This is a genomic window from Pseudarthrobacter sp. R1 (assembly GCF_024494415.1).
Classification (GTDB): domain Bacteria; phylum Actinomycetota; class Actinomycetes; order Actinomycetales; family Micrococcaceae; genus Arthrobacter.
This window is the reverse complement of sequence record NZ_JAMKFI010000009.1, coordinates 530796-549950: the sequence shown is the minus strand read 5'-3', so window position 1 is coordinate 549950 and position 19155 is coordinate 530796. Positions and strand designations below refer to the sequence as shown.

The 19155-nt window shown below is 65.3% G+C and carries 17 protein-coding genes; 11 read left to right on the top strand and 6 right to left on the bottom strand.

Features of this window, described 5'->3' with window-relative positions; all coding sequences use genetic code 11:
* Positions 1 to 45: 45 nt before the first annotated feature.
* The 3 genes from M8J71_RS19900 to M8J71_RS19890 are packed head-to-tail and all read left to right on the top strand — an operon-like array spanning position 46 to position 4732.
* On the top strand, positions 46 to 3483 hold the full coding sequence (locus M8J71_RS19900) for a DNA polymerase III subunit gamma and tau (protein WP_256249527.1): 3438 nt from the start codon (positions 46 to 48) through the stop codon (positions 3481 to 3483).
* Between the two features lie 36 nt (positions 3484 to 3519).
* The gene (gene recR, locus M8J71_RS19895) at positions 3520 to 4119 is read left to right on the top strand and encodes a recombination mediator RecR (protein WP_256249526.1); all 600 of its coding nucleotides are present in this window, start codon (positions 3520 to 3522) and stop codon (positions 4117 to 4119) included.
* 13 nt (positions 4120 to 4132) lie between these two features.
* Entirely contained in the window at positions 4133 to 4732 is a 600-nt protein-coding gene (locus tag M8J71_RS19890) for a GNAT family N-acetyltransferase (protein WP_256249525.1), read from the top strand.
* A 168-nt stretch (positions 4733 to 4900) separates the two neighbouring features.
* Here the strand turns inward: M8J71_RS19890 and M8J71_RS19885 are convergent, their stop codons facing one another.
* Both M8J71_RS19885 and M8J71_RS19880 read right to left on the bottom strand, forming a co-directional pair.
* Complete coding sequence (locus M8J71_RS19885) at positions 4901 to 6034, bottom strand: ABC transporter permease (RefSeq protein ID WP_256249524.1); 1134 nt, start codon at positions 6032 to 6034, stop codon at positions 4901 to 4903.
* On the bottom strand, positions 6031 to 6996 hold the full coding sequence (locus M8J71_RS19880) for an ABC transporter ATP-binding protein (RefSeq protein ID WP_256249523.1): 966 nt from the start codon (positions 6994 to 6996) through the stop codon (positions 6031 to 6033). The genes M8J71_RS19885 and M8J71_RS19880 overlap by 4 nt, the downstream gene beginning before the upstream one ends.
* 243 nt (positions 6997 to 7239) lie before the next feature.
* On the opposite strand from M8J71_RS19880, the gene M8J71_RS19875 reads away from it, so the two are divergent.
* A complete protein-coding gene (locus M8J71_RS19875) occupies positions 7240 to 8598 on the top strand; it encodes an aspartate kinase (RefSeq protein ID WP_163166552.1) in 1359 nt (452 codons plus the stop codon).
* Between the two features lie 109 nt (positions 8599 to 8707).
* Here M8J71_RS19875 and M8J71_RS19870 read toward each other — a convergent pair whose 3' ends face one another.
* The gene (locus tag M8J71_RS19870) at positions 8708 to 8899 is read right to left on the bottom strand and encodes a hypothetical protein (RefSeq protein ID WP_305479902.1); all 192 of its coding nucleotides are present in this window, start codon (positions 8897 to 8899) and stop codon (positions 8708 to 8710) included.
* A 148-nt stretch (positions 8900 to 9047) separates the two neighbouring features.
* Positions 9048 to 9290 carry a hypothetical protein gene (locus M8J71_RS19865; protein WP_256249522.1) on the bottom strand — a complete coding sequence of 81 codons (243 nt, stop codon included), beginning with the start codon at positions 9288 to 9290 and terminating at the stop codon, positions 9048 to 9050.
* Positions 9291 to 9368: 78 nt separating this feature from the next.
* Here M8J71_RS19865 and M8J71_RS19860 point away from each other — a divergent pair, with 78 nt between their 5' ends.
* The 4 genes from M8J71_RS19860 to M8J71_RS19845 all read left to right on the top strand — a co-directional run bounded on the left by M8J71_RS19860 (position 9369) and on the right by M8J71_RS19845 (position 11839).
* Positions 9369 to 9872 carry a MarR family winged helix-turn-helix transcriptional regulator gene (locus tag M8J71_RS19860; RefSeq protein WP_256249520.1) on the top strand — a complete coding sequence of 168 codons (504 nt, stop codon included), beginning with the start codon at positions 9369 to 9371 and terminating at the stop codon, positions 9870 to 9872.
* A 137-nt stretch (positions 9873 to 10009) separates the two neighbouring features.
* Positions 10010 to 10585 (top strand): SSI family serine proteinase inhibitor, encoded by a 576-nt coding sequence (locus tag M8J71_RS19855; RefSeq protein WP_256249519.1) that lies wholly within the window; start codon positions 10010 to 10012, stop codon positions 10583 to 10585.
* Positions 10542 to 11495, top strand: coding sequence for a 3-methyladenine DNA glycosylase (locus tag M8J71_RS19850; RefSeq protein ID WP_305479900.1), 954 nt, complete (start codon positions 10542 to 10544; stop codon positions 11493 to 11495). The genes M8J71_RS19855 and M8J71_RS19850 overlap by 44 nt, the downstream gene beginning before the upstream one ends.
* On the top strand, positions 11492 to 11839 hold the full coding sequence (locus tag M8J71_RS19845) for a serine protease inhibitor (protein ID WP_256249516.1): 348 nt from the start codon (positions 11492 to 11494) through the stop codon (positions 11837 to 11839). The genes M8J71_RS19850 and M8J71_RS19845 overlap by 4 nt, the downstream gene beginning before the upstream one ends.
* A gap of 91 nt (positions 11840 to 11930) precedes the next feature.
* Here M8J71_RS19845 and M8J71_RS19840 read toward each other — a convergent pair whose 3' ends face one another.
* Both M8J71_RS19840 and M8J71_RS19835 read right to left on the bottom strand, forming a co-directional pair.
* A complete protein-coding gene (locus tag M8J71_RS19840) occupies positions 11931 to 15035 on the bottom strand; it encodes a S8 family serine peptidase (protein ID WP_441338916.1) in 3105 nt (1034 codons plus the stop codon).
* Between the two features lie 277 nt (positions 15036 to 15312).
* On the bottom strand, positions 15313 to 15495 hold the full coding sequence (locus M8J71_RS19835) for a hypothetical protein (RefSeq protein ID WP_163166564.1): 183 nt from the start codon (positions 15493 to 15495) through the stop codon (positions 15313 to 15315).
* Between the two features lie 269 nt (positions 15496 to 15764).
* On the opposite strand from M8J71_RS19835, the gene purS reads away from it, so the two are divergent.
* The 3 genes from purS to purL are packed head-to-tail and all read left to right on the top strand — an operon-like array spanning position 15765 to position 19121.
* Positions 15765 to 16016, top strand: a complete 252-nt coding sequence (purS, locus tag M8J71_RS19830; protein ID WP_015935902.1) for a phosphoribosylformylglycinamidine synthase subunit PurS — start codon at positions 15765 to 15767, stop codon at positions 16014 to 16016.
* A 1-nt stretch (position 16017) separates the two neighbouring features.
* Positions 16018 to 16815 carry a phosphoribosylformylglycinamidine synthase subunit PurQ gene (gene purQ, locus M8J71_RS19825; protein WP_256249514.1) on the top strand — a complete coding sequence of 266 codons (798 nt, stop codon included), beginning with the start codon at positions 16018 to 16020 and terminating at the stop codon, positions 16813 to 16815.
* Complete coding sequence (purL, locus tag M8J71_RS19820) at positions 16812 to 19121, top strand: phosphoribosylformylglycinamidine synthase subunit PurL (RefSeq protein WP_256249513.1); 2310 nt, start codon at positions 16812 to 16814, stop codon at positions 19119 to 19121. Before purQ ends, purL begins: the two co-directional genes overlap by 4 nt.
* Positions 19122 to 19155: the final 34 nt, after the last annotated feature.

Below are 19155 nucleotides of genomic sequence, written 5' to 3'. Positions count from 1 at the left end.
CCACAAGGCGGCAGACTGTCTGCCCGGATTGGTAGGGTTTTCTCTGTGACAGTTACTACCGCCCTCTACCGCAGATACCGTCCAGACTCCTTCGCTGACGTTATCGGGCAGGAACATGTCACCGAACCGCTGATGACCGCTCTGCGGAAAAACCGGGTCAACCACGCTTACCTTTTTTCCGGTCCCAGGGGTTGCGGTAAGACCACGTCAGCGCGCATTCTGGCCCGCTGCTTGAACTGCGCCCAGGGCCCCACCGACACCCCCTGCGGCACGTGCCCCAGCTGCGTGGAGCTTGCCCGTGGCGGCTCCGGGTCACTCGACGTCATCGAGATCGACGCCGCCAGCCACGGCGGCGTGGACGACGCGCGGGACCTCCGTGAGAGGGCAACGTATGCCCCCGTGCGTGACCGCTACAAGATCTTCATCATTGACGAAGCCCACATGGTTACGTCCGCCGGTTTTAACGCCCTGCTGAAGATCGTTGAAGAACCGCCGGAACACATCAAGTTCATCTTCGCCACAACGGAGCCGGACAAGGTCATCGGCACAATCCGCTCCCGGACGCACCATTACCCCTTCCGCCTGGTGCCGCCGGAGCCGCTCATGGCCTACCTCGAACTTCTCTGCAACCAGGAGAACGTTCCGGTTGCGCCCGGTGTCCTGTCGCTGGTGATCCGTGCCGGCGGCGGCTCTGTCCGTGATTCCCTGTCGGTTCTGGACCAGCTGATGGCAGGTGCCGGGCCCAACGGCCTGGACTACGAACTTGCCGTGGCGCTGCTCGGCTACACCCACGCTTCGTTGCTGGACGATGTTGTCGAGGCGGTGGCTGCCTCGGACGCCGCAACCGTTTTCCGCGCCGTGGACAGGGTCATCCAAACCGGCCACGACCCTCGCCGCTTCGTTGAGGACCTCCTGGAGCGCTTTCGCGACCTCATCATCGTCCAGGCGATGCCCGAAAGCGCCCAGACCATTCTTCGCGGCATGCCTGCAGACCAGATTGCCCGCCTGAAAAACCAGGCGCACAACCTGGGCGCCGCCGAGTTGTCCCGTGCGGCCGATGTCACCAACACCGCATTGACCGAAATGACCGGCGCCACCTCCCCGCGGCTGCATCTGGAACTGCTTTGCGCCCGGATCCTCCTGCCCAGTTCCGAGCAGAACGAGCGCGGCATGGCTGCGCGAATAGACCGTGTTGAGCGGCGGCTCAACTATGCAGGGAACGACGTCGGAGCTCCCGCCACCGCAGCCCCGGTCCCGGCCCCGGCCCACCATCCGGCACCGGCCGGCAAGACCTCAGCCAGCCCGGCGGCCCCGGAACCGGCGATGTCCGGACCTTCACGGCCCGTGCCTCCGGCCCCTCCATCCGCCGCCGTCCAGCCCGCCAGCCAAGAGCCCGCGGAGGCCGCAGCCGGCCCCGGGCCGGCACCTGCCTCCTTCCCGGCCCATGCCGCAACGGCCAAGCCCGTGGACCCGGTGGACCCGGTGGACCCGGACAATCGTGCCCCGTTGACCGCTCCCCGGGTAAGCACCAGCGACTGGCCAATCGAGCCCTCCGCAGACTCCCGGGCTGCCCGCGTCGACTCCCGCCCCGGAGTGGCACACAGGGCGGCCGCAGTCACCGCAGAAGGCCCTGCCGGCGGAACGCCGGCAGCCGACAACCGGCAGGCTTCAGCTCCGGCTGCGCCGGTTGCCCAGGCCGCCCCTGCAGCTGGCCGGCCCGAAACGGCCCCGGCTGGATCTGTTCCCGCCGCATCCCCTGCAGCAATGGGCGACGTGGAAGTGCTGCGTCGGGCATGGCCGGATGTCCTGCAGACGCTTTCGAAGATCAAGCGCAGCACCTGGGCACTCGTTGAACCAAACGCTCAAGTCACTGCGTTTGACGGCCACGCGCTCACCATTTCATTCACCACGAGTGGGCTCGCCGGCGCTTTTGGCCGGGCAGACCATTCAGAGAACCTTCGGCAGGCGATCCATAAGACTGTGGGCATTGACTGCCAGATCAATGCGGTGGCCGGCGGAAGCGCCGGCCGGGCGAGCTCTGAGCCAAACCCAAAAGCACCCGCTAGCCGGCCAGCGCCGGCAACTGGTCCGGCGACTTCAGCTGATGTTGCCTGGGGGCTGGCATCTGCGCCCGGGTCGGCGACGACGGATGCACCGGCGCCCTCCGCTCCGGCAAGTGCTGGCCAGGGGCAGGTACCCGTTCCAACAGCGCCAGAAACCGAAGGCAAGGCCGGGAGTAACGGCTCGATTCCCGCCGTGCTCCAGGCAGGAGAAAAACGTCAGTCTGCACCAGGGAGTAGCCCTTCCCAGGTTCGGCGCGCACCCACCGCCGGCTCTTCCCAAACTGAGCCGTTGGCAGTCCCTTCAACGGCCCCTTCGGCTCAAGCTGACTCCTACAGTGGCGGCGTGGAAGACTACTCCTACTCGGACGACGACTGGGGCCCGCCCCGGGATGAAGACGTGCCACCGCTGGAAGAAGAGCCTCCCATGGACTGGGACCCTTCCGCGCGCTCCGATGGCCGCCCCGCTCCGGCAACGGCCCAGGCCGTTCGCTCCGCTCCGGTCGCCGCCTCGGGTGGCATCACCGCCGCAGCCGGCCCACGCCAGCAGGGCACACAGGCTGGTACGCAACCCCTCACCGAATCCGCAACTGCCAAAGCTCCTGTTGCCCATGCCCCGGGCACGGCTGCCTCCGATCCCTGGACCCGTGCGATTGAGCAGGCACCGGGTGTGTGGGTTGTTGGGGAAGCCAGCAACGTGGACAAGAACGCCACGTCCGCGTTGCGTGAAAAGGAAGCAGTTGCGGGTCCGTCAGCCATGCGGTATGAGCCGGCCACCGCCCAGATTCCGCCTTCCATCCCCGTTTCCAACGCGGTGGCTTCCGTGGACGCCGAGTGGGGATTGGCGCCGACTGCGACCCCGCCCACGAAGGCGGGTACGAGGGCGACAACCACGGAACCGGCTACCCAGAGCCCCGTCCCCTCGGGCGCAGCTCCCTCGGGCGCAGCTCCCTCGGGCGCGGTTCCCTCAGTCAACGCTCCCTCCGGCATTGCCCCTTCCGGCGCGGTTCCCTCAGCTACCGTCCCCGCACGTTCCGTTCCAGTCCCGGCCCGGGAGTACGCCATGGCTTCAGCCGCGGCGGCACCTGCCCCTGCCCCGATCATTGCCCCTGCCGTTACCTCTGCTCCGACCAGTGCCCCTGCGGCTTCCCCGCTTCCCGCAGATTCCCCTGCTGCGGCTGGCAGCCGGCAAAGCCTGTATCAGCGCCTGTCCAACAGCCCAGAGGCCGAGGCGGGCCGGGCGAAAGCCCCTGCACGGGCCGTTCCCGCGGCGGCAACCTACGTGCAGGACATCCCCAGCGCCGACGATGAGACCATTGAGGAATCCGGAGTTTTCGGCCGTGCCGCGGTGGAACGTATCCTCGGCGGGAAGCTGATCGAAGAGCGTTCCCTCGACGGAAGTCCCGTTACACCCCGCTACTGATCCAACCACTGTCCGCCCCTAGCTAAAGAGGAAAACGTGTACGAAGGTGCTGTCCAAGAGCTGATTGACGAGCTCGGACGCCTTCCCGGCGTGGGCCCAAAATCCGCACAGCGGCTGGCGTTCCACATCCTTGAAGCGGACCCCCAGGACATGAAGCGGCTGGTGGAAGCCATCACCTCCGTCAAGGAGCGGGTCAAGTTCTGCACCGTCTGCGGCAACGTCACCGAGCAGGAACAATGCAATATCTGCCGTGATCCCCGACGCGATCCGGCTGTGATCTGCGTGGTGGAGGAATCCAAAGACGTCCTCGCTGTGGAACGCACCCGTTCATTCCGGGGCAGGTACCACGTGCTGGGCGGAGCCATAAATCCGATCGCCGGTATCGGCCCGGAGCAGCTGCGGATCCGGGAGCTCCTCACCCGACTGAACGACGGCGCCATCCAGGAAGTGATCATCGCTACGGATCCAAACCTGGAGGGAGAAGCTACAGCCACCTACCTGGCCCGCATGCTGAAGACGATCGGGATTACCGTGACCAGGCTGGCCTCCGGGCTGCCGGTGGGCGGCGACCTCGAATACGCAGATGAGGTCACGTTGGGCCGTGCTTTCGAGGGCCGCCGCAACGCCCTTACCTGAGGATTTGGCCGACATGCTCCCGGGAGAGCCAACGCCGCTGGTAACCCAGCGGCTCGTCCTGCGCCTGATTGATGGTTCGGACGAGGCCGCCATCCACAAGTACAGAAGCGACCCTTCGGTCACCCAATACCTCTCGCACGGCCCCCTTACGGCCGAGGCAAACAGGGAAAGACTGACGCAGCTGCTGGCCCTGGGCGCGGCCTCCAACGGCAAATGGTTCAACTACGGCTGGGCAATTACCCTGCGGGAGTCAGGAAAAGTAATTGGTGACGCGCGGACGTGGAACAGCACAGCCATGGCCGCGACGGGCGTGCTCGCCCCCGGCAGGCATCCTGCCGGCGAGGCAGCGTTGGCCTATGTCCTGAATGCCGATTACCAGCACCAGGGATACGGCCGTGAGGCTGCGGCGGTGCTGGTCCAGTGGCTCTTCACGCACTGCGGAATCAGTACCGCCGTCGCGGCAGTCTACGAACCAAACAGTCCTTCCATCCGGCTCCTCCAAAGCCTTGGCTTCCGGAGGGACCCCTTTCTCCCGGCAGACCAGGAAACGGCCGGCAAAGGCTTCCCCCTGCTGATGTTCAGGCTGGACAGCCCCCAACACTCATCCGACTGAACCGGCGCTGCGCCGGCCAGCAAACTGCCTGTCGGCGACTAATGCTCCGTCGGCCACAGTTCAAGCTCCCACATCTGAAAGAACAGGCCCGGTCCCGGGCGGTCAGGGGCTATCCCATCCTGATCCGCCCCGGCCGGGCCTGTCCCGAGTGGCTCAGGCAAGATTCGCTTAAGCGATACGCGTGCCCCGGGCCAGCCGGTGGGCAGGCGTACGGAGCGAACGCCAGCCAAGCCACATGAGCAGCGCGGCAACCAGGAGCTGCAGGCCCAGTCCCAGCGGCCACATGGGTGTGGACTGTGCCAGATACCGAGGCTTGACCTCCCCATTGGCGCACGGATACGTGCCCTCAGGACCGGCAAGCGCGGAGCGGGCTCCCTGGCTGATACCTTCAATAGCCCCCACTGAGGAGAAGCTGCGCTCCTGCGAGCGGTCTTTGTACGGTATGGCGTCTGCCACCACCACGTAGGGATTCATGGCCAGCAACCACGCCACCCGTTCCGTCCGCATAACCATCTGTTCCTGCAACGGCCCTGAGCAGGTGTACTCGGGCTCCACCGGCCCGTTATTGAGCGGCTCGTACGCGCGGTACTGGGCCTGGTTCGCCAGGACCGTGCCCTGGGTAAGCCCCGCGCCCAGCCCAAAGGCGATCAGCGTGCCGACCGCCAGCCCGGCCACTGCCAGGTACGTGACCACGATGGAGAACAGCGGCCTGCCGGCGAGCGCCGAGATGCCCACACCGATGGCACACACAACCCCCACCTCAACAGCCAGCATGAGCAACGCCACCAGCACATGGCCGGGAGTCATTCCGCCCAGCGCCACTCCGATCACCAGGAACGGGGTGCTGGCCACCAGGAACGCGAGTGCTGCCGCCCATGCAGCGAAAAACTTACCCCACAGGATCTGGCCGGGCTGCAGCAGTGTCACCTGGAGGATGGCCAGCGTGCCCCCTGCACGGTCACCATTCACCGCGTTGGCGGAGAGCGCCGGAGCAACGAGCAACGCAAACAGCAGGACAAAGGCCAGGACCACCTCGAAGATCATGGACCCGGGCCCCGATTCGGGCGGCGGGACATAACCGGGGATTTCGCGCTGTGCGGCCTGCGAGGCGTTCCAGCTGGCCCACGTCAGCCAGGTTACGAGCCCGGTGAGGACAAACCAGATGGCCAGCATGATGTACCAGCCCCGGGACCGCAGCCGCTGCTTGAGCTCCAGGACCACCACGTCCCTGACCCCGGGCAGGTAGCCGCCCGTGGTTCGCTGGCTGGCCGTATCTTGCCGGTCTTCTGTCGCGTGGCTCATTGCCGTTCCCCCTCAAGGCTCATGTATGTCTCTTCAAGGGCCCCTGAAGCGGGGGCGAAGGAATTTACCCCGACGCCTCCCAGCACCAGGTCGCGCAGCAGGCGCTCGGCGTCGTCGTCGCTTGCCAGCATCAGGCTGACGGATGGACGCCGCCCGTCTTCGCGGCGGAACGCCAGTCCCAGTTCGGTGAGCCTGGCAGCAAGTGCGGCCACATCAGAGGCGGTGACTGCGTACCGGCGCCCGGCTGCCGCAGCCTCTTCGACGGTTTGGCGCCGGACCGTACGGCCCTTGTTCACAAACACCGCGCCATCAGCGATTTCGTCCAGTTCGCTCAGCACGTGGGACGAGACCACCACTGCCTTGCCCTCCCCCGCGAGTTGTCGCAGCATGATCCGGAGCTCCACGCGGGAGCCCGGATCGAGCCCCGATGCGGGCTCATCGAGGAGCAGGACAGAGGGGTCATGGATCAGTGCCCGGGCAAGGCTGAGCCGCTGCTGCTGCCCACGGGAGAGCACCCGCGCCGGCTGGTCCGCAAGGTCGGCCAGCCGCACCCGTTCGAGCATCTCCGCGACCCTCGTTCCGATGCCTTGGGCCGGGAGCCGGTAGAAGCGGGCCATCTGGGTGAGAATTTCCCGCGCGGTCAGGGATTCCCATACGCCCAGGGTGTCCGGCATCCAGCCCAACCGCCGGCGCACTTCCGCCCGGTCCCGGCGCGGATCGAGTCCGCCCACGCTGATGCTGCCCGCGTCCGGTGCCAACAGCGACGCCAGCATCAGCAGCAGCGTTGTTTTCCCCGCTCCGTTCGGACCGATCAGGGCGGTCACCTTGCCGGCCGGCGCATGGAAGTCCATGTGTTCGACGGCGCGCACCGCACCGAAGCTGCGGCTCACAGCCCGTGCCGTGATGCCGTCGTCCGGTTCCGGCCCGTCCGCAGCCTCCGGTAATTCAGAAATTATTGCCATCTATTGCGCACCTGTCCCCCACAGTCTTTTTATGCATTTTGACAGTCTGAGCGTACGCCTGCGGCGCTCCCCGGCCGGTCCTTCCCTGGGCTGAGATTCGGTCACAATTCAACGCCCGGCCTTGCACGGCGATAAACTGGAACCAGAAGTCGCGCCAACGATGGCGCTAGTTCCCAGCGTCAGGGCCAGCACAGCGTTACGGCTGTCTGGCCGGACTCCAATTGATCCAATGAAGGTACCCGCATGAGTACGCCCACTACCGAAGTGCACAACGCAACGCAGCCACAGGAGCTGCCCGTCGGCCGTGCCGTCACCAAACAGCTCATCGTGCAGAAGTTCGGTGGTTCCTCCGTAGCGGACGCAGACGGCATCAAGCGGGTGGCCAAGCGCGTGGTGGACGCCCAGGTGGCGGGCAATGAGGTGGTTGTGGTGGTCTCGGCCATGGGTGACACCACCGATGAACTCCTGGACCTCGCAGGCCAGGTAACGGACTCCGCCCCGGCCCGCGAAATGGACATGCTGCTCTCAGCCGGTGAGCGGATCTCGATGGCGCTCCTGGCCATGGCAATCAACAAACTGGGCGCCTCCGCGCAATCCTTCACGGGCTCCCAGGCCGGTATGATCACGGACGGCATCCACGGCAAAGCCAGGATCATCGACGTCGATCCCCACCGTATCCGCACAGCCCTGGATAAGGGCAATATCGCCATCGTGGCGGGTTTCCAAGGCATGAGCCGGGCCACCAACGAGATCACCACCCTGGGCCGGGGCGGTTCGGACACCACGGCGGTAGCGCTGGCAGCAGCCCTCGAAGCCGACGTCTGCGAGATCTACACGGACGTGGACGGCATCTACACTGCCGATCCGCGCGTTGTCCCCTCAGCCCAGAAGATCGACACGATCTCCAGCGAGGAGATGCTGGAGCTCGCAGCCTCCGGCGCCAAGATCCTCCACCTTCGCTGCGTAGAGTACGCGCGCAGGTTCGGTGTGCCGCTGCACGTCCGCTCGTCATTCAGCCAGCACGAAGGCACCTGGGTCATTCCCAGCGCCGAAGACAAGATCACCACACAAGAGGGAGTTGCCTTGGAGCAGCCAATCATCTCCGGCGTCGCACACGACCGTTCCGAAGCCAAGGTCACTGTTGTTGGCGTCCCGGACATCCCCGGCAAGGCGGCCGCCATCTTCCAGGTCATCGCCGATGCCCATTCGAACATCGACATGATCGTGCAGAACGTTTCCACGCACGGCACCGGCCGGACGGACATCTCCTTCACGCTGCCCATCGTGGAAGGCGCCGACGCCCTGACAGCCCTCCACGCAGCCCAGGACCAGATCGGCTTCGAAAGCATCGAGTACAACGAGCAGATCGGCAAGCTCTCCCTGATCGGCGCCGGCATGCGTTCGCACCCGGGGGTCTCCGCCACGTTCTTCAAGGCACTCTCGGATGCCGGGATCAACATCAACATGATCTCCACGTCAGAAATCCGCATCTCGGTTGTTACGCACGCGGACCTCCTGGATGAGGCCGTGCGCGTCATCCACCGGGCCTTTGAACTGGACAGCGACAACGAAGCCACCGTCTACGGCGGCACCGGCCGCTAACCGGCGGCCCGAAAACACAAAAATGCACTGGCCGGGGATTTCTTCCCTGACCAGTGCATTTTGTGTTTTCCGGGAGTGACCACGGCATTGCGTCCCGGCAAGGCCGACGTCAGGCCTCCTTCTCGAGGTCTTCCCGGCGTACGGCGTAGTGATGGCCGGAGGTATCGGTCTCCACCACAAAGTGCGTAAGTTCCTCCTCCGAAGCCTGCTCAAACTCGTCATGCTTGTGCACCACCGGCAGGCTGGAGTCCAGGCGGGTGGCCGGCCCAAAGAAGAAACGGAGCTTGTCGGTCGCGTTCATGAACCCGCTGAGTACATGCGGCACTGTTTTCCACCCCCTTTCTGCATTCAGGGGAACGAAGAGCCATCCCACATACGGCAGCTGCTCCTCGCGGAGTCAGTGCCCTTATTTTACGCCCGGGCGCCTCAAAAGGCTCCGGGTTCCATTCTCAGCGGAGGGACTTGTCGTCGGGGTTCCTGGGCACCACATAGGTGCTGCCGTCCGGCCGGGTGACGGTTTCCCACTGCCGGGTTTCAGCCTCGCGCTGGGCCAGGAGCCTGCGGTTTTCCTCTGTCATGTCGTGCATGAGCGAGGACCGGTTTGCAGGACCGAAAACGGCACGCAGTTTGCCGGTTGCCCGCATGAAGCGCTGTGAGGCATTTTCCTTGCCCTCTGAGCTGGCCTTACCCATGAACTGGCTCCTTCCAGTAACCCTTTTATTATCCACAGTGTACGCTAATCATTAGTGCACTAACAATTGGAGGCCCCGATGACCACTGCATCCAGCACTTCCACCGCAGCGAGGACTGACACAGCCGGCGCAGCCGTCCCGGAGGACAACGACCTGCTGCTTGAGCACCAGCTCTGCTTTGCCCTGACTGTGGCATCACGCAGCGTGGTGGGCGCGTACAAACCGGTGCTTGAGAAGTTGAACCTCACCCATCCGCAGTACCTGGTCATGCTGTGCCTCTGGGAATCCAGCCCGCGCACCGTCCGCAATATCAGCGATGCCTTGGCACAGGAACCGGCCACCATCTCGCCTTTGCTGCGGCGGCTTGAAGCGTCAGGGCTGATTTCACGACGGCGGGTGGACGGCAACGAGCGCGCCCTCGCCGTCGATCTCACTCCCGAAGGAGCGTCCCTTCGACAGGAGGCCCTCAATGTACCCGGAACCATGATGGAACGCCTGGGCCTGACCCGAAGCCAGGTCAGTGAACTGCACGCGTCCATGATGGGACTCATTGCAGCCACCTCCCAGGGCCGGCAGTCTTAGCCAGCCCTCAGGACCGCGGCAGTAGAATGGACATTATGACGGACTTGCCACAGCGCGGGCTCAATGTGCATTCATGGGACACAGTGCATGTGATGCGACCAGCGGATTGTCCCCGCCCAAGGCGTCCCAAAGCCACCATGCACTTCCGCGTCGCGGCGTTGTTGTTCGCGGCGGTGCTGCTGCCCGCCTGCACGCCTGATGGGGGCGGGGGAAGCCCTTCCGTCGATGCCTCAGCCTCGCCCTCGGCCTCCGTTTCCTCCACGGCATCGCCAGGTTCGCCTGCCCCTACGGGCAGCGCGGACCCTGAGGCTGAGACTTCTGTGCCCGCGCCGGCCCCCGAGCCTGCCGCGCCGTCATCGGGCCCCGGGCAGGGCAACGCCGAACTGGCCATCGCCTTCAAGCCGTCTGCCGGCGAGTCCGAGGTCAACTACACCCTGGTCTGCGTCGACGGCACGCCTGACGCGGAAAGTAACCATCCCGCTGCTGACGCCGCCTGCTCCGCACTGAAGGAGAACGCGGCGCTACTGAGCCCCTCTCCGAAACGGGCTGACCAGGTGTGCACCGAGCAGTACGGCGGGCCGCAGGAGGCTACCGTTACCGGCGTAGTGGACGGGATCTCTGTTGATGCTGCCTTTAGCCGCACCAACGGCTGCGAAATCAGCGCCTGGGATGCTGCGAAGGACGTACTTGGTGCAGCTGGTGGAGCGTCTTAACGTCCTGTCGGCCGACGAGTGGCGGGCTAGGGAAGAAGCCCACCAGCAGCGCGTCAGCCGCTACGCGGACCCCTACCTTGCCCGCCGCTCAGCCGGAGAAAAGCATCCGGTGGAGGATTTCCTCTTCACCTACTACACCCAGAAACCGGGCCAGCTCCGCCGCTGGCACCCGGGCGCCGGCGTCGTTCTGCTGGGCCGGGAAGCAGCGGACCGCCACGGGTGGAAACACTATCGGACGCTCGACGACGGCGAACTTGCCTTCCTCGGGCTGCCTCCGGAAGCCCCTGCGGTCACCATGGACCGGGACGCGTTTCTCGCTGACCGCAGGGATGCCGTCGCCTTCGCCGCGATTATCCTGCAAGGCACTGCCGCCCGCCCTGCGCAGTTTGGCTGCTTCGGGCTCCATGAATGGGCAATGGTCTATCACCAGGACCGGTTCGACCTGCGCCACGAGTATCTGCAGCTGCGCCTCGGGTCGGCCGGGACGGACAAGGTGGTGGAGGACAACCGGATCCGCTGCAGCCACTTTGATGCCTTCCGTTTCTACACGCCTGACGCCATTCCGCTGAACGAACTGGCACCCAGCCGGGAAACCCAGCGGCACCTTGAACAGCCTGGCTGCCTGCACGCCAACATGGACCTGTATAAATGGGCATACAAGCTGCTGCCCGCCCTGCCCAGTGAGCTGGTGATGGACTGCTTTGAACTATCGTGGCGGATCCGGGCCATGGATATGCAGGCTTCCCCCTACGACCTGGCGGAGTGGGGCTACCCCGCCATCCCCATCGAAACCCCGCAGGGCAAGGCTGCCTATGTGGAGCACCAGCGGTCCTTTGCAGCCGAGGCAGCAGGACTCCGGGAAAAGCTGGCCCGGGAACTGGCCGCTTTGTCCGGGAGCGGACAGCCGTGATCGACCTGACCGTCCGGCTTCGTGAAAGCCCCGACGCCGGGGAGCACGAATTCCACTTGGTGGCCGACGGCGGGCGTCCTTCCGCTGAAAGCACAGTGCCGGACGCTGAGGCTGCGCTGGCCGCGGTGGAACGCTACGGCGAGGATATTTTCTTTCCGAAACCGGGCCCTCCCAAGCTGTGCACGCAGCAATACGGAGGACCGCAGGTGGCCGTGGTGACCGGGACGTTCCACGGGCGCGCAGTTGAAGCGGTCTTCACCCGGACCGACGGTTGCGAAATCTCGCGTTGGAAAACAATGGCTCCTCTGCTGGGCAACGTTAGAGGAGCGTCCGGCGCCATCTAAGGCAATGCCGCCTGCCGAAGGAACAAGCCGGAAAAACAGGATCCCCGGCGGGTACAACCGCCGGGGATCCTGTTCCGTAAACGTCAGGCTGCTAGGCCCCGGGAACCGCGTCTGCGAGAGCTACCTGCGGAGCTCCGGAAGGAGCAGCGGAGGCTCCGCCCACCTGGACGTTGATCCAGGTCCTGATGCCGTTGTCGCCCAGGCTGAGGCGCGAAGCGTAAGCCCCTTCGGACAGGCCGGTCCAAGCCAGCGTGGCCGAGGTGGCCGTGCCGTTCGGAGCAACAATCGGGTTGGGTTCCACCGTGAGGTTGCCGGCGTCCCCCGCAAACGTCACCGCCTGAACGGACGCGCTGGCTGCTCCATTGTCAGGCTTGGAGTACAGGTTGGCCACGATGTAGTACGTGCCCGCCCGCGGCGCCTCCACATCCAGGAACTCGCTGGCAGAAGCCGTCGCCACCTGTGTTGCCGTCAGCCCGCCCGAAGCATTGGGTGCGTAGACCACCATGTCCCAGTCGACGTCGTTCGATTGCGCCTGGACACCCAGGCGGGCGAATGAAGCCCCGGCGGGCACCGTCACCTCGAGCACTGCGTTGTGTGCGTCATTCTTCGGTGCGTACTCCCCGGGAGTTTTGGTGATGGCTGTCTGGCTTACGGGCGCCAGGCCCTCCACCCCTACCTTGATGGGGTTGTCCGAACCGGACACCAGTTCCATGGTGCCGCTGCCGCTGCCGGTGGCTGAGCTGAAGGTGAACGACGGGGCGATCTGGGCATCAACAGGGCGGATGGCGATGGGAGAGCTCACAGTGCGCGGGCCCTTCCAGGTCAGGCTGCCGGTGCTGAACTTACCCACCGGAGCGCTCACGTTCCTGATGGTCAGGGTAACCTCGCGGGTCTGGCCTGCCTTGGCGAAGTTCAGCGCCTTCGGCTCGACCTGGACGTTGAAGCCGGGCATGTTGACTTCCGGCCGGTACATCCCGGGAACGAGGGCAGTGAGTTGGCGCTTGACCTGCACTTCCCCCACCAGGCTGCCGAGCGCGATGGACGGCAGGTTCAGGTCGCGGGCGGCAATGGTGCCGGCCTGCGGAGCTCCCGTCTCTACACCCTGGCCGTTGAGGAAGCCGAGCCAGTCCTTGATGCCCGAGTTGTAGACCAGGCCCGGATCCAGGACGCGGGTTGAGTCGATGTGGCCCGCGCCGCCCTGGAAGGGATCTGTGTTGGGTGAACCGTCAGCGTTGACCAGCGGGTAGGCAGTGGTCATCATGGCCGACTTGACCATGGCAGGCGTCCATTTGGGCTGCTTGCTGAGCACCAATGCCCCGAAACCGGCGATGTGCGGTGCGGCCATGGACGTGCCGGACATAAAGCCGAACTGCTCGCCCTGGTTGCCAATGGTGGAAACGCCCGCGAGGACGTTCACACCCGGTGCAGCGACGTCCGGCTTCAGCAGGTCGCCACCGGAAGCAAGGCTTGGCCCGCGGGAGGAGAAGCCGGCGATCTGGGGCGCCGGGGAAGCGGGTTCACCGGTCAAGTCCCCCTTGACCAGGCTGACTGTCAAAGCGGGGTTGGCTTCAAGCTTGGACTTCAGTTCCAAGCTTTTCGGAGCATTGACGTGCACCGTGGGGAGCACGTGGTTGTCCGCATCTTCGGAGCTGCTGGTGAGGTTCACCAGGATCATCCCGACGCCGCCCTTGTCCTGGACCTCCTGGCTCTTGGCCGTCCTGTCCACAACGCCGCGGTCGCAGACCACCACCTTGCCCGCCACCTTGGCAGCATCGAGGGAACCGGGGCCGCAGAGGTTCGGATTGGCAGCACCTGCTGCTGCCGCAGCTGAGGCGACCACAACCGGTTTGTCGGCAACTTCCGATTTCATAATGGAAGCTCCACGGTAGAGCGACCCATCGGATACCTTGACGGTGCCAAGCAGGTCACTCGGGAAGGTGGACGCAGCGACCGTAGTCAGCCAGGGTGAGGCATGATTGACCGTTGAGACGGTGGGGCCGGAGTTGCCGGCGGAGGCGGAAATAAAAACACCTGCGGCGGCAGCGTTGAGGAACGCCAGTGCCACCGGATCAGTCGTGCTGTTGTTGTTGCCCGAAATCGAGTAGTTCAGGACGTCCACGCCGTCCTTGATGGCGGCATCCACTGCTTCGACGGAAGCGGAGGAGTAGCAGCCTCCGGTATCGGGGTTGGTGTCCTCCCAGCAGATCTTGTAGACGGAGACCTTCGCGGCGGGAGCAACACCGGAGCTTTTGCCGAACCCGGCGCCGTCAATTACCTGCTCAACGTTCGCGTTGCCGGCCGCGGTAGTGGCGGTGTGGGTGCCGTGGCTTCCGACGTCGACCGGCGAGATGAGCTCTTCGGGCGCCCGGTTTCCGGGCGGTACGGACTGCAGGAAAGCATCGGCAAAGTATCTGGCGCCAATGACCTTGGAGTTGCACTGGGAGCCGTCGAATGAGGCCCCCGTCCCCTGCCCCTTTTGGCAGTCGCCTTCGAAGGTGGTGCCGTCGGCCTTGAGCATGGCGATCCGGCCCTCAGCGGTCCGGTACGGCACGCCCACCTGTGCGGGACCGCTCAGCGGCTGGACTGGCTCACCCTGCAGGAACGGGTTGTCGGGGGCATACCCGGAATCGATGACCCCTACGACAACGCCTTTGCCGGCGTTGGCTTCCCCGCCGAACTGCTTGGCCCAAACTCCGTCGGGGCCAGTCAGCTTGAGGAAGTCAGTGGTGGTGTAGTCCGGGGCATTCTCCACATCCGGCGCCACGGCCAGAACCCGATTGTCCCTGGACAACTCCATGGCCTGCCCTGCGTTCAGCTCGGCGCTGAAACCGTTGAGGGCAGCCGTGAACTGCTTTACCGGGGTGACCCCCTGGCTGTCAGCGACCTCCCGCTGTTGCCTGCGGAGATGGGCGTCGTAAGCCTTGTAGTTGGCGCTTCCGGGTTCCAGCTTCCGGCCGTTCTGCGGCTTGGTCGCCCCTAGTCCCGGCGTTTCACCCTCGTAGGCCGCAGCTGCCGCACCCGCGAGGACAACGATGTAGCGGCCGTCCTTGAACTCCGAGGGTGTGGTCTTCTTTGCAGCAAATGCCATATCCTGTCCGGCCGGCGCCGCGGTAGCGGGACTTACGGCCATCGAGGTGAGGAGAAGAGGCAGACCCACGGCCAGCGCCGCAGCCTTCCGGAATCCCCCGCCCCGCAAGGGGCTCTTTCCAGTAGATCTCACGTGCAACCCTTTCACGAGGTACCGGCCCAGCCACGACTGCGGGCCCAAAATAACTGGCCGTCAGCGAAATTACAGATCTTGTCATTTCGTGAGACCAGTCGATCAAAGAGTACAGACTGATAGCTCAATATGACATAGGACACAGAGAATTTTTCGCCAGTCCTACACCTGCAGTGGGCAGCGCAGAAGGGCATGGAAAAGGGCGCCCCGCAGGGCGCCCTGGCAACTTCAGAGTGAGTGCGGGCAGACGCTGCTACCGGGGTGTGCGCACCACGTCGCTGATCCACTGCCGGGTCTTTTCATCCATGGGCCCCGCCACCCGGTTTTCCCGGGCGAACCGGTCGGCTTTGATCTTCTGGAGCACCATTCGCCCAAGTCCGGCAAACACTGCCGCAGCAACCATGGGCAACAGCACGGATCTCGATTTCTCTGCCATTCAGCAATCCTAGTGACACCTTTGGCTCAACTCTAGAACCCGCGGCGAACCGCCCGCCGCCGCGCCTCTCTCCCAGGGTTCCGGCCCCCGCCGGTGGCTGGAACTTGCCGAATACAGGCTGGGGCGCTCCGGCCGGTAGAATGGAGTGGCAAGCTCGCGGAGCGCCCGTCCACAAGGTTTAACAAGGTGTGAACCCACACCTCGGTACGGCGTGAGACGGCACCACTCCGCTGCGCCCTTACCCAAAGCTCACGCACAGGAGTTACCGGATGCCCCGGATCGTTGTTGACGTTATGCCCAAGCCCGAGATTCTGGACCCGCAGGGGAAGGCTATCGTCGGCGCTCTCCCCCGGCTGGGCTTTACCAGCTTCAGTTCTGTCCGCCAGGGCAAGCGTTTCGAACTGACCGTCGACGGCGAGGTGACCGAGGAGATCCTGGCCCAGGCGCGCGACGCCGCAGAGACCCTGCTGTCCAACCCTGTGATCGAGGACGTCGTCAACGTCGAGGTCGTCGAGGCCTGAAATGACTGAACTTCCCCTGATCGGCGAGCCAATCGCCGCCGCAGCAGACGCCTCTGGTGCCCGCGGGCTCGCCGGCGCCCGGATCGGCGTCGTCACGTTCCCAGGCACTTTGGATGACCGCGACGCCGCCCGTGCGGTCCGTCTGGCCGGCGGCACCGCCGTCGAGCTTTGGCATGCCGATAAAGAGCTTGGCGACGTCGACGCCGTCGTGATTCCCGGCGGCTTCTCCTACGGCGACTACCTCCGCGCCGGCGCCATCGCCCGCTTCGCACCGCTGATGTCCAAGATCATCGATGCCGCCAACAGCGACGCCAAACTTCCCGTGCTCGGCATCTGCAATGGCTTCCAGATCCTCACCGAGTCGCACCTGCTGCCCGGTTCGATGATCAAGAACGACCACCTGAAGTTCATGTGCCGTGACCAGGTCCTGCGTGTCGAGAACAGCAACACCGCATGGACGCTGGACTACGAAGCCGGCCAGGAAATCACTGTGCCGCTGAAGAACCAGGACGGCCAGTACCTCGCGGATGACAAAACCCTGGACGCGCTCGAGGCAGAGGGCCGCGTGGTGTTCCGCTACGTGGGCTTCAACCCGAACGGCTCCCGCCGCGACATCGCCGGCATCTCCAACGCCGCCGGCAACGTGGTGGGCCTCATGCCGCACCCCGAGCACGCTGTGGAGCCCGGATTCGGTCCCGAGTCTGTTGGGTCCGGCGGCGCCGGATTCGGCGGGTCCGACACCGACGGGCTGGGCTTCTTCACCTCCGTTTTGACCAAGATTGTGGGAGGCGACAAGTGAGCATCGAAACCACCAAGAAGTTCAACATCGACACTGTCGAGAACGCCGCGAAGACTCCGGATACCGAACTTCCCTGGGCCGAACTGGGCCTCAAGCAGAACGAGTTCGACGAGATCGTCAAGGTCCTGGGCCGCCGCCCCACCGGCGCCGAACTCGCCATGTACTCCGTTATGTGGAGCGAGCACTGCTCCTACAAGTCCTCAAAGAACCACCTGCGCCAGTTCGGCGAAAAGGTGACCCCGGAGATGAAGAAGGACATGCTGGTGGGCATCGGCGAAAACGCCGGCGTGACCAACCTGGGGGACGGCTGGGCCGTCACCTTCAAGATCGAGTCGCACAACTCGCCGTCGTTCGTTGAGCCCTACCAGGGCGCTGCGACCGGCATCGGCGGCATTGTCCGCGACATCATCTCCATGGGTGCCCGCCCCGTTGCCGTGATGGATCCGCTGCGCTTTGGCGCCATCGACCACCCGGATACCGCCCGCGTGATGCACGGTGCCGTTGCCGGCATCGGCGGCTACGGTAACTCCCTGGGCCTGCCGAACATCGGCGGCGAGATGGTGTTCGACTCCGTCTACCAGGGCAATCCGCTGGTCAACGCCCTGGCCGTGGGCGTGATGCGGCACGAGGACATCCGCCTCGCCAATGCCTCCGGCAAGGGCAACAAGGTGGTCCTGTTCGGCGCCCGCACCGGCGGCGACGGCATTGGCGGCGCGTCCGTGCTGGCCTCCGAGTCCTTCGACGACACCAAGCCCTCGAAGCGCCCCGCCGTCCAGGTAGGCGACCCCTTCGCTGAGAAGGTCCTGATCGAGTGCTGCCTTGAGCTGTTCAAGGGCTCGCTGGTGGAAGGCATCCAGGACCTGGGCGCGGCAGGCATCTCCTGCGCCACGTCCGAGCTCGCTTCCAACGGCGACGGCGGCATGGCCGTTGAGCTGACCTCCGTACTGCTCCGCGACCCCACGCTGACCCCGGGCGAGATCCTCATGTCCGAGTCGCAGGAACGCATGATGGCCGTGGTCACCCCGGAGAACGTGGAAGCGTTCGAAGCCGTCATGGACAAGTGGGCTGTGGAGTACGCCTGGCTCGGCGAGGTGACGGACAGCGGCCGCCTCATCATCACGTGGGAAGGCGAGGTGATTGTCGACGTCGATCCCCGCACCGTGGCACACGACGGCCCGGTCTATGACCGTCCGTTCGCCCGTCCCGAGTGGCAGGACGCCGTGCAGGCCGACACCTTCACCGGCTCCGTCCAGGACGCCGGCCGGCCCTCTGCTCCGGCAGAACTGGCCAAGGCCGTCACCGAGCTGGTGGCATCGCCGAACATGTGCTCCAAGTCCTGGATCACCAACCAGTACGACCGCTACGTGGGCGGCAACACCTCCATGGCGTTCCCCGATGATGCCGGCGTTGTCCGCGTGGACGAGGAAACCGGACTGGGCGTGGCTCTGGCCACCGACGCCAACGGCCGCTACACCTACCTGGATCCGTACCACGGCGCACAGCTGGCGCTGGCCGAGGCGTACCGGAACGTTGCCACGTCCGGCGCCGTCCCCATGGCTGTCAGCGACTGCCTGAACTTCGGCTCCCCCGAGGACCCGGACGTTATGTGGCAGCTCGCCGAAGCAATCCGTGGCCTGTCCGACGCCTGCATGGTGCTGGGCATCCCGGTCACCGGCGGCAACGTCTCGCTGTACAACCAGACGGGCACCACGCCCATCCACCCCTCCCCTGTGGTGGCAGTGCTGGGCAAGCTCGACGACGTTGCCCGCCGTACGCCGTCGGGCTGGCGCGAGGATGGCCAGGCCATTTACCTGCTCGGCACCACCGCGGCGGAGCTGGACGGCTCCGAGTGGGCCAACATGCGCGGCCACCTGGGCGGCCAGCCGCCCAAGGTCGACCTCGACGCCGAACGTGCCCTGGGTGAGATCCTGATCAACGCTTCACGCGACGGCATGATCGATTCCGCGCACGACCTCTCCGAGGGTGGCCTCGCGGCGGCCCTCGTGGAATCCTCGCTGCGATACGGCGTCGGTGCCCGGATCGCTCTGCAGGATGTCCTGGACCGGGACGGCGTGGACCTCTTCACGGCGCTCTTCTCCGAATCCCAGGGCCGTGCCGTCGTCGGCGTCCCGCGCTCCGAGGAAGTGCGGTTCACGGACATGTGCACCGCCCGCGGCTTCGCCCACACCCGCATCGGCGTGGTGGACGCGGCCAGCGGCAATCTGGAGATCAACGGCGTGGAGAGCCTGTCCCTGGACGCCCTCCGGGAAGCCCATGAGGGGACCCTGCCGAAGTACTTCGGCTGACCCCAGCACTGCCAAACACACGGAATTCCGCGCC

Excerpts from the sequence above, each read along its gene's own strand:
- M8J71_RS19835 (WP_163166564.1), bottom strand. The coding sequence starts at position 15,495 with ATGGCAGAGAAATCGAGATCCGTGCTGTTGCCCATGGTTGCTGCGGCA.
- M8J71_RS19850 (WP_305479900.1), top strand. The coding sequence starts at position 10,542 with ATGCTGCGAAGGACGTACTTGGTGCAGCTGGTGGAGCGTCTTAACGTC.
- purS (WP_015935902.1), top strand. The coding sequence starts at position 15,765 with ATGCCCCGGATCGTTGTTGACGTTATGCCCAAGCCCGAGATTCTGGAC.
- M8J71_RS19855 (WP_256249519.1), top strand. The coding sequence starts at position 10,010 with ATGCACTTCCGCGTCGCGGCGTTGTTGTTCGCGGCGGTGCTGCTGCCC.
- M8J71_RS19875 (WP_163166552.1), top strand. The coding sequence starts at position 7,240 with ATGAGTACGCCCACTACCGAAGTGCACAACGCAACGCAGCCACAGGAG.
- M8J71_RS19870 (WP_305479902.1), bottom strand. The coding sequence starts at position 8,899 with ATGAACGCGACCGACAAGCTCCGTTTCTTCTTTGGGCCGGCCACCCGC.
- purQ (WP_256249514.1), top strand. The coding sequence starts at position 16,018 with ATGACTGAACTTCCCCTGATCGGCGAGCCAATCGCCGCCGCAGCAGAC.
- M8J71_RS19860 (WP_256249520.1), top strand. The coding sequence starts at position 9,369 with ATGACCACTGCATCCAGCACTTCCACCGCAGCGAGGACTGACACAGCC.
- M8J71_RS19890 (WP_256249525.1), top strand. The coding sequence starts at position 4,133 with ATGCTCCCGGGAGAGCCAACGCCGCTGGTAACCCAGCGGCTCGTCCTG.
- M8J71_RS19865 (WP_256249522.1), bottom strand. The coding sequence starts at position 9,290 with ATGGGTAAGGCCAGCTCAGAGGGCAAGGAAAATGCCTCACAGCGCTTC.
- M8J71_RS19880 (WP_256249523.1), bottom strand. The coding sequence starts at position 6,996 with ATGGCAATAATTTCTGAATTACCGGAGGCTGCGGACGGGCCGGAACCG.
- M8J71_RS19885 (WP_256249524.1), bottom strand. The coding sequence starts at position 6,034 with ATGAGCCACGCGACAGAAGACCGGCAAGATACGGCCAGCCAGCGAACC.